This is a genomic window from Actinokineospora sp., assembly GCF_050699995.1.
Lineage (GTDB): Bacteria > Actinomycetota > Actinomycetes > Mycobacteriales > Pseudonocardiaceae > Actinokineospora.
In genome coordinates this window covers 1-8,654 of record NZ_JBOHGC010000313.1, presented here as the reverse complement: position 1 = coordinate 8,654, position 8,654 = coordinate 1, and the positions used below count along the sequence as shown (strand labels likewise).

The following is an 8,654-nucleotide window of genomic DNA, read 5'->3' as shown; positions in this document are numbered from 1 at the left end:
GATCGCCACTCATACCGGGTGTATTCGGGCGTATCCGGCCGTGCCGCCAGGGGCCGCATCCGGCGCGGCTGGCGTGTGCCCGCACTTCGAGACAGGCGCTAGCCGCGACCACCGACAGTTCCGTGCGAGCCGGACTCCGCCCGTGCGGCGGCGGAGTCCATCGAGTCGAGGTCCTGCATCAGCGTCGGCCGCCGCATCCACACCCCGTGCGGGCGGGCGAGCAGCGTCTCCAGCGGTTCCGGCTTGCCCAGGTGGAACCCTTGCGCGACCCGCACTCCGAGCCTCGACAGCGCTTCGACCTGGGTGGCCCGCTCGACCCACTCGGCCACGACCGACAGGCCGAGGCCGCGGGCGATGTCGACGATCCCCTGCACCAGCACGGTGTCGCGGCTGCCGTAGTCGATGCCGTGGATGAACTCGCCATCGATCTTGAGGCCGGTGATCGGCAGTTCCTTCAGGTGCACGAAGGAGCCGAAGCCGGAACCGAAGTCGTCGAGGGTGATGCGGCAGCCGCTGGCTCTGAGCTGCTGCGACAGGCTGCGCGCGGCGTCGAGGTTGGTCACGGCGGCGGTCTCGGTGATCTCGAAGCCGAGCCGGCCGGGGGCCACGCCCGCGGCGGTGAGCCGGTCGAGGACGAAGTCGCCGAAGTCCTCGTCCTCCAGGGTGCGCCCGGACACGTTGACGTTGAACCGAAGCCCCGGATACGGGTGCTCGACCAGGGTCTGGATCGCCTTGTCCGCGACCCAGCGGTCGATTTCGAAGACGAGGTCGCTGCGTTCGGCGGCGAGGAGGAACTCGCCGGGACCCAGGCGCGGGTCCTTGCCGTCCTCCAGCCGCAGCAGCAGTTCGTGCCCGATGACCCGGCCGCTGCCGAGTTTGACCATCGGCATCGCGTGCAGCACGAAACCGCCGTGCTTGAGTGCCGCGCGGACCCGCTCTATGACCGTGACGCGCAGAGCGGTGTCCTGGTAGTGCCCCGGTTCGTAGACCGTGACCCGGTTGCGGCCCGCCGCCTTGGACGCGTAGAGCGCCATGTCGGCGTTGGCCAGCACCTCCTGCCACGACACGCCCGAGTCGAAGGTCGCCACGCCGATCGACACGGTGACGCGGCTGGCCCCGGCGACCCCGGTCATCGGGATCGCGGCGATGGCGTTGCGCAGCCGGTCCGCGGCCGCGACCGCGTCGCGCTCGTCGGAGTCGGCGAGCACCGCGGCGAACTCGTCGCCCGACAGCCTGCCGAGGACCTGGCCGCTACCGATGCGGTCGCGCAGCAGCGAGGCCAGCGTGCACATGACGCGGTCGCCGGTGGGGTGGCCGTGCAGGTCGTTGACGTCTTTGAAGTGGTCGAGGTCGAGCAGCAGGAACGCGCCGCGCACCCCGAGGGCGAGCTGTCGCTCCAGCTCCCGGGTCAGCGCGCGCCGGTTCGGCAGACCCGTGAGCGGGTCCTCGTCGACCAGGCGCAGCAACTCGTCCTGGTGATTCGCCAAGCCCACGGAGTCGAGTTCGCGGTTGCGCCACCGGGTGACGTCGGTCGCCCGATAGAGCAGGCCGTCCTCAGTCGCGGTGCACCGGACCTCGAGCCAGCGGTAGCCGGCACCGTCGATCGCGGGCTGCGGCAGCATGACGTCGTCGTCGCGCGGGCCGTCGGGGGCGCCCGCCAGCAGCGCGGTCAGCGATCGGCCGATGCTCTGCTCGACGCTCAGACCCAGCAGCACGGCCATCGCGGGGTTCACCCAGCGCACGGTCGAGGCTCGATCGGTGAGCGCGAATGCCGTATCGGTAGCGGACAGGATCTCCGCGGGGGCGGTCTCGTGGTCCGTCACCCGGTCTCCCTCACCCATTCTCGTGGGGACATGCGCACGAAGCGTAGTGGACCGAACGTGTTCAGCGCAGGCGCTCAAGCCCCTTGGCGCTGATCTCGATGGCTTCCGCGAGGCCGACGAGCTCCGCCGAGGTCGCGCCGTCGCGGGCCGCGGTCACCACGTCCTCGGCCGCGCAGCGCAGTTGAAACAGGCGATCCTGCAGGTCAGCGAGTTCCGCGGCGGACAGCACGACCGCGTCCTCGGGCAGCCCGCCGCGCTGCACGGCGGTCCGCCGCTCGTACGCACGCTGCCTGCAAGATTGGGCGCAATAGCGGCGTGGCCTACCCGCGCGCGGGTCGCCCGGGAGCTGCCGGCCGCACCAGCCGCAGTGTCGGGGTTCGTCACGGCGTCGCACGACGTCCACCGGTTGGGTCACCACTACCATGGCGCTGGACGCTATCTGGACACCCTGAGTACACCGCGACCGCCACGCCGTTGAGGCACACTCAGCAGGTGCGATCCGACCACGGCTTCTTCACCGGCCCCTACCCGCGGGCCTTCGTCCACCGAGGCTGGCACTACGACGACCTCGACGGCCTCGAGAACTCCCTCGTCGCGTTCAAGCGCGCGGTCGACGAGGGGTACCGGTATCTGGAGACCGACGTGCATGCCACGAGTGACGGCGTCGTCGTCGTGCACCACGACGCGCTCCTCGACCGCACGACCGACGCGTCCGGCGCGGTGGCGTTGCTGCCGTGGGCGACGGTGCGCCAGGCCAAGATCGGCGGCCGGGAACCCGTCAGCAGGCTCGAAGACCTGCTCGAAGAGCTGCCCGACGCGCTGATCAATATCGACCTGAAGACCGACGTCGCGGTGGCGCCGACGCTGGACCTGCTGCGGCGGATGGACGCGTTCGACCGGGTGTGCCTGGCGTCGTTCTCCGAGGCGCGGATGGCGCGGGTGCGCAAACTGGCCGGGCCGGTGGCGCTGACGTCGATGGGGATGCGCGCCATGGCGCGGTTCTGGGCGACGGGCAAGCTGCCGCAGTTCTTCGCGCGGCGCTCGGACCGGCCGCTGGTGTGCCAGGTGCCGGTGCGCCAGGGCCGGATCACGGTGGTCAACCCGCGGCTGGTCGCCGTCGCCCGCCGCCGCGACGCCGAGGTGCACGTGTGGACGATCGACGAGGCGGAGCAGATGCGCACACTGCTCGACCTGGGCGTCGACGGCCTGATGACGGACAAGCCGAGGGTGCTCAAGGATGTGCTGATCGAGCGGGGGCTCTGGGCGCACGCCTGAAACCAACCGCTCGCCGTTTCTTGACCTCCAGCGCGCTGGAGGTGATCCCATTAACGCATGACGACGCTCTCCCCCACCCCGGAGTGGGGCACCGAGGACCTCGACCTCGACAGCTACCTCGCGCGGATCGATCACCCTCGGGTCGCGCCCTCGCTGGACGCGCTGCGCTCACTGCACATCGCGCACGTGCGGGCAATCCCGTTCGAGAACATCAGCGTGCTCCTCGGCGGGCCACCGGAGCTGGGCGTCAAGGCGGTGGCGGCGAAGATGGTCAACCGTGCGCGCGGCGGCTACTGCTTCGAGCACGCCCCGCTGTTCGCCGCGGCCGCCGAGCAGCTCGGCTTCACCGTGCGGCGCAGGCTCGGCCGGGTCGGCCCGCAGCGGTCCGGGCCGCGCACGCACGCGCTGCTCGTGGTGACGATCGACGACGCCGACCACCTGGTCGATGTCGGGTTCGGGGCGTCGATCTGGCAGCCGATGCCGCTGATCGATGGCGCCGAGGTGGACCAGGCGGGCTGGGCGCACCAGGTGCGCAGGACCGAGCTGGGCTGGTCGCTGTGGCGGCTGAAGCAGGACGGCTGGGAGCCCGAGCACGAGTTCGAGGACGTCCCGCAGCTCGCGGTGGACTTCGAGGTGGGCAACCACTACGCGGCGACGGGGCCGCGCTCACCGTTCCCGGGCAAGCTGATCGTGAAACGGCTCAGCGAGGGCGTCAGCCGCACCCTCGTCGGCAACGAGCTGACGGTGGAGCACGCGGACGGCCGGACCGAGAAGACCACGATCGGGTTCGACCAGCTCGGCGAGGTGCTGCCCGGCCTCGACATCGACCTGGCCCCCGAAGAGCTCGACGCCCTGCGCGTCAAGCTGGGTGGCTGAGCAAGGCGTCGCCTCCCCACCGGCGGGTGGGGCGGCGACGTCGAGCACTTACCCCGCGAGCGTCTTGCCGGTCTCCAGGAGCGACTTGAGGTCGCTGAGGATCCACGGGTGCCCGCCGCCGCCCTGGCCGGGGTCGGCGTTGTCGCCCTGGACCATCACGGCCACGGTGGGCGCGTTGGTGACGTCGTGGGACACGGTCAGCGCGCAGTAGCCGCCCTCGACCTCGCTGATCTCGTGGGTCAGCGTGGTGAACCCCTCGGCCGCACACGTCGGGTCCATCAGCATCCGCCAGGTGATGACCAGCTTGTGCGGCGCGTTCGCCTCAAGGACCTCGCCGTCGATGAGGAGGTCGGGGATGTCGTAGCCCTGGGTCTTGGCGGCGTCGCGCATCGCGTCGCTCGGGTACGTCTTCGCCGCGCCGCCGGGCTTGAGGTCGTAGTCGACGACGCCCGCGTAGCCGTACTTGGCGGTCCACTCCGGCTTGGTGATCGCGTCCCAGATCGCCTCCGGGGTGGCCTTGATGTAGATCTTGTAGACCTGCACGGTCTGCTGCGTCGTGGTCATGTCTCGTCCTCCAGTTGCGCCTTGAGCTCGATCAGCGCGCTCACATGACGCTCGTCGGTGTACTTGTCGATCCAGCGGTCGTGGATCAGTCGGATGGGCACCGGGTTGAGGAAGTGCAACTTCTCCCGCCCGGAACGTCGCGTGACGACCAGCCCGGCCTCTTCGAGGACCTTCAGGTGCTTCATCACGCCGAAGCGCGTCATCTCCTGATCGGCCTCCAACTCCCCGAGCGTCTGTCCGTCGCGAGCGAACAGCCGGTCGAGCAGCAGGCGCCGGGTGGGGTCGGCCAATGCCTTGAACACCCGGTCGTCGTTCACGTGACCAGAATAGGTGACCAAATGGTCACATGTCCAGTCCGAGTTCTCACGGCTTCGGCGCGACGCCCTGCCAAGCCGCCCGCCAGGTCTTCGGGCCGAGCTTCCCCGAGTCCGCGATCCCGTTGGCCCGCTGCAGCGCGAGCACGGCGCGTTGGGTCTCGGCGAAGTAGCAGCCGCTCCCCTGGAACTGGTAGCCGTAGACGTTCATCCGCAACTGCCACTGCCGCAGCGCGGGCGCACAGTCGCCGAAGACGTAGACGACCCCGGGCCACGGCGGCATCGTGAGCGGCGCCGCCGAGGGCCCGCCACCGATGTAGGCGGACTCGGCGTAGGTCGGCACGCGCTTGCTGCGCGCGTCCAGGTCGGGCCGCAGCCCACGCATGCCCGCGCACTCCCACGGCTGCCAGCCGCGCATCCGGTAGAGATACAGCGCGCGGTAGTCCTGCTCGGCGGGCACGGCCTCGTGCGGGTGTCCCTTGCCGCCGACGCTGTTCCACGTGGGCAGGTCGAACTGGTAGGCGCCGTAGTACCCGGAGCCGGTGTTCACCGTGTACCGGTTGCTGGACTCGCACATCCGCAGTTCGGCCCAGTCCGCGGCGGGCGGGTCCGCGGCGGCCCCGGACCCGGAGACGACGGCGGACGAGGCGACGACCGCGAGCAGCAGGACCATCCGTGCGACAACCCGTCTACCAGCCATAACCGAGGACGGTAAGCCGGGGTCCCAGCAGCCACAACCGCAACATCCGCCCCACGTATCACGCGCACGGGTAGCGTCCGCACACGCGCGGCGATGATGAAGGTGACCGTTTGGACTCGGCCGGGCGATGCCCACCGCATCCGGTGGCGGTGCCAGTACTCTCCGCCGTGCCGGGCGTGCGCACGCCCGGTGCCGGTCATTTCGCGGAGGCAGCGTGAGTATGGTGGACGACAACACCCCGGTCGCCGATGAGGCGGCTCGCAAGCGCGAGCAGCGCGGCTGGGTCTGGTACGACTGGGCGAACTCGGTGTTCCCCACGTCGGTCACCACGGTCTTCGGGTCGCTCTACCTCACCGCCGTCGCCGCTACCGCCGCACAGGCCGACACCGAGCGCAACGGCCCCAACCCGTGTCCGGCCGACGCCGCCGGGAACACCGACAAGCTCAAGGACTGCGACATCAGCCTGTTCGGGCTGGACTTCGCCGCGGGCTCGCTGTGGGGCTACCTGCTGTCCTTCGCCACCGTCATCCAGGTGCTGATCGTCCCGCTGATGGGCGCGATCGCCGACCGCTCGGCGAACAAGAAGCCGATGCTGGCCTTCTTCGCCTTCGGCGGCTCGATCGCGACCGTGGCGATGGCGCTGGTCAGCGGGTCGAACTGGGAACTCGGGGTGGTGCTGTTCGTCCTGGGCAACATCGGCTTCGGCACCTCGGTGGTCATCTACTACTCGTTCCTCAACGACATCGCCACAGCCGACGAACGCGACGGCCTGTCCACCCGCGGCTGGGCGTTCGGCTACCTCGGTGGCGGCGTGGCCCTGGCCATGCAACTGGTGATCTACCTGTTCCGCGACAGCTTCGGCATCACCGAGGGCAACGCCGCGCAGATCGCGTTCGTGCTCTCGGGCATCTGGTGGGCGGTGTTCACCACCATCCCGCTGCTGCGCCTGCGCGGACATCGCCCGCACAAGCCGCTGCCCGCCGAGGGGTCCGTGGTCACCGCCGGATTCCGCGAACTGCGCACCACCGTCCGGCACGCCCGCGCGTACCCGCTGACCCTGGCGTTCCTGGGCACGTACCTCATCTACACCGACGGCATCGCCACCGTCGCCAACGTCTCGGCCCAGTACGGCCGCGAGGAGCTGAAGTTCTCCGCCGACGTGCTGATCACCACGATCCTGATCGTGCAGTTCGTCGCGTTCCTCGGCGGCATGCTGCACGGCCTGGTCGCCAAGCACATCGGCGCCAAGAAGACGATCATGATCAGCCTCGGCGTGTGGGTGCTCGTGATCGGCGGCGCGTACTTCGTCCAGGCGGGCCAGGCGCTGCAGTTCTACCTGGTCGCAGGCGGCATCGGCCTGGTCCTCGGCGGCACCAACGCGCTGTCCCGGTCGGTGTTCAGCCAGATGATCCCGCTGGGCAAGGAAGCCCAGTACTTCTCCATCTACGAGATCGGCGAGCGCGCCACCTCGTGGCTGGGCCCGCTGCTGTTCGCGTTCATGGCGGGCGCCACCGGCTCCTACCGGTACGCGATCATCTCCCTGGTCATCTTCTTCTTCGTCGGCCTGGTCCTGATGTATTTCGTGCCGATCCGCCGGGCGATCCGAGCCGTCGGCAACCCGGAACCGGCGATTCTCTGAGCCCGATAGGGTTCCCGCCCGTGACCATGGAGCCCACCGCCGATCCCGACCCGACCGACGCTCTGTCCGCCGTGCCCGCCGCAGGCTCGCGCCGGGCGGTGCCCGTCACCGGGCACCTGCGCTTCGACACGGGCCGATGGACTGCGGGAAGTCGACGCTCGCGCTGCAGGTCGACCACAACCACGCCCGGCAGGGCCGCAAGGGCCTGCTCCTGGTGCTGCGGGACCGCTCGGGCAAGCCGCAGATCTCGAGCCGCATCGGGATCTCCCGGGCCGCGATCGAGATCAACGCCGACGTCGACCTGTGCGAGTTGGTGCGGTCGACGTGGGCGGCCGGGTCGCGGGTGGACTACCTGATCGTCGACGAGGCCCAGTTCCTCGCCCCGGCTCAGGTCGACCAGCTCGCGGAACTGGCCGACGACTCGCAGGTCGACGTGTACTGCTTCGGCATCGCCACCGACTTCCGCAGCACCCTGTTCCCGGGGTCGCGGCGGCTGTTCGAACTGGCCGACGACCTGCAGCCGGTCCAGGTCGACGTCCTGTGCTGGTGCGGGCTCCCGGCCCGGTTCAACGCCCGCGTCCAGGACGGTCAGGTGACACGCGCCGGGGACACCGTTCTCGTCGCGGACACGGGGCACTCTCGTGTCAGTACGGACAGTGAACCCCTGTCGGAGCAGTGGTCTACTACGGTCCGTTACCAGGTTCTGTGTCGCAGGCACTTCCGTCTGGGTGATCTGGGGCTCAGCCAGGGGGTCCAAGGTCAACTCTCGTTCGCCTGACTAGGCCTCTTGCGGCTACCATCACCCGGAGGGGTGATATGTCCAAGCCGAATGTGCGATAGCGCGTCACAAAACCGGCGCGCGGGCATCCCTTAGGAGGATGCTGTTGTTGACGGGTGAAGCTTGTCACCGTAAGCGACGGCTGCGGGTGAACGGGAATGAAATACTCGTTTTGCTCGTTGCTCTGGGTAAGCAACACCCCTAGGCCCGTCAAGGGCCGAGCGAAAGGACACCGCCATGGCCGACCGTGTGCTTCGTGGTAGCAGGCTGGGAGCGGTCAGCTACGAGACTGACCGCAATCACGACTTGGCCCCGCGCCGGACGGTTCGCTACGCGTGCCCGAAGGACCACGACTTCGAGGTGCCGTTCTCCGACGACGCCGAAATCCCCTCGGTCTGGGAGTGCCGCCTGCACGGCACGGAGTCGAAGATGATCGACGGCTCCGCCCCGGAACCGAAGAAGACCAAGCCGCCGCGCACCCACTGGGACATGCTGCTGGAACGCCGCACGATCCAGGAGCTGGAAGACTTGCTGACCGAACGTCTGCAGGAACTCCGCGGCCGCCGCGGCGCACGCAGCGCCTGACCTGCGCCACAGACCAGACAGCCGCCCGGGACCCCCAGCTGGGCGGCTGTCGCCTGTCCGAGCCCCTACGTCGCGAGTCCAACGTTCAGAACAGTTGTAC

9 protein-coding genes and 1 pseudogene are annotated in these 8,654 nt (G+C 69.4%); 5 read left to right on the top strand and 5 right to left on the bottom strand.

The window, feature by feature from the left end:
• Positions 1-98 precede the first annotated feature (98 nt).
• Positions 99-1,823, bottom strand: a complete 1,725-nt coding sequence (locus ACRDSQ_RS15565; protein ID WP_431421892.1) for a putative bifunctional diguanylate cyclase/phosphodiesterase — start codon at positions 1,821-1,823, stop codon at positions 99-101.
• 61 nt (positions 1,824-1,884) lie between these two features.
• Entirely contained in the window at positions 1,885-2,247 is a 363-nt protein-coding gene (locus ACRDSQ_RS15560) for a hypothetical protein (RefSeq protein ID WP_431421890.1), read from the bottom strand.
• Between the two features lie 68 nt (positions 2,248-2,315).
• Between ACRDSQ_RS15560 and ACRDSQ_RS15555 the strand changes: the two genes are divergently transcribed.
• Both ACRDSQ_RS15555 and ACRDSQ_RS15550 read left to right on the top strand, forming a co-directional pair.
• Positions 2,316-3,098 carry a glycerophosphodiester phosphodiesterase gene (locus tag ACRDSQ_RS15555; protein ID WP_431421888.1) on the top strand — a complete coding sequence of 261 codons (783 nt, stop codon included), beginning with the start codon at positions 2,316-2,318 and terminating at the stop codon, positions 3,096-3,098.
• A gap of 57 nt (positions 3,099-3,155) precedes the next feature.
• Entirely contained in the window at positions 3,156-3,974 is an 819-nt protein-coding gene (locus ACRDSQ_RS15550; protein WP_431421886.1) for an arylamine N-acetyltransferase family protein, read from the top strand.
• Positions 3,975-4,022: 48 nt separating this feature from the next.
• Here ACRDSQ_RS15550 and ACRDSQ_RS15545 read toward each other — a convergent pair whose 3' ends face one another.
• Genes ACRDSQ_RS15545 through ACRDSQ_RS15535 form a run of 3 tightly spaced genes read right to left on the bottom strand, consistent with a single transcriptional unit; the run spans position 4,023 to position 5,552 of the window.
• Positions 4,023-4,538 (bottom strand): SRPBCC domain-containing protein, encoded by a 516-nt coding sequence (locus ACRDSQ_RS15545; protein ID WP_431421885.1) that lies wholly within the window; start codon positions 4,536-4,538, stop codon positions 4,023-4,025.
• Positions 4,535-4,855, bottom strand: coding sequence for an ArsR/SmtB family transcription factor (locus ACRDSQ_RS15540; RefSeq protein ID WP_228769646.1), 321 nt, complete (start codon positions 4,853-4,855; stop codon positions 4,535-4,537). The genes ACRDSQ_RS15545 and ACRDSQ_RS15540 overlap by 4 nt, the downstream gene beginning before the upstream one ends.
• Before the next feature lie 46 nt (positions 4,856-4,901).
• Entirely contained in the window at positions 4,902-5,552 is a 651-nt protein-coding gene (locus ACRDSQ_RS15535; protein WP_431421882.1) for a transglycosylase family protein, read from the bottom strand.
• Positions 5,553-5,772: 220 nt separating this feature from the next.
• Here ACRDSQ_RS15535 and ACRDSQ_RS15530 point away from each other — a divergent pair, with 220 nt between their 5' ends.
• From ACRDSQ_RS15530 to ACRDSQ_RS15520, 3 genes and pseudogenes are all read left to right on the top strand, one after another.
• The gene (locus ACRDSQ_RS15530) at positions 5,773-7,191 is read left to right on the top strand and encodes an MFS transporter (RefSeq protein ID WP_431421893.1); all 1,419 of its coding nucleotides are present in this window, start codon (positions 5,773-5,775) and stop codon (positions 7,189-7,191) included.
• 26 nt (positions 7,192-7,217) lie between these two features.
• Positions 7,218-7,969: pseudogene (locus ACRDSQ_RS15525) on the top strand (thymidine kinase).
• A gap of 237 nt (positions 7,970-8,206) precedes the next feature.
• Entirely contained in the window at positions 8,207-8,554 is a 348-nt protein-coding gene (locus tag ACRDSQ_RS15520) for an RNA polymerase-binding protein RbpA (protein WP_431421880.1), read from the top strand.
• Positions 8,555-8,654: the final 100 nt, after the last annotated feature.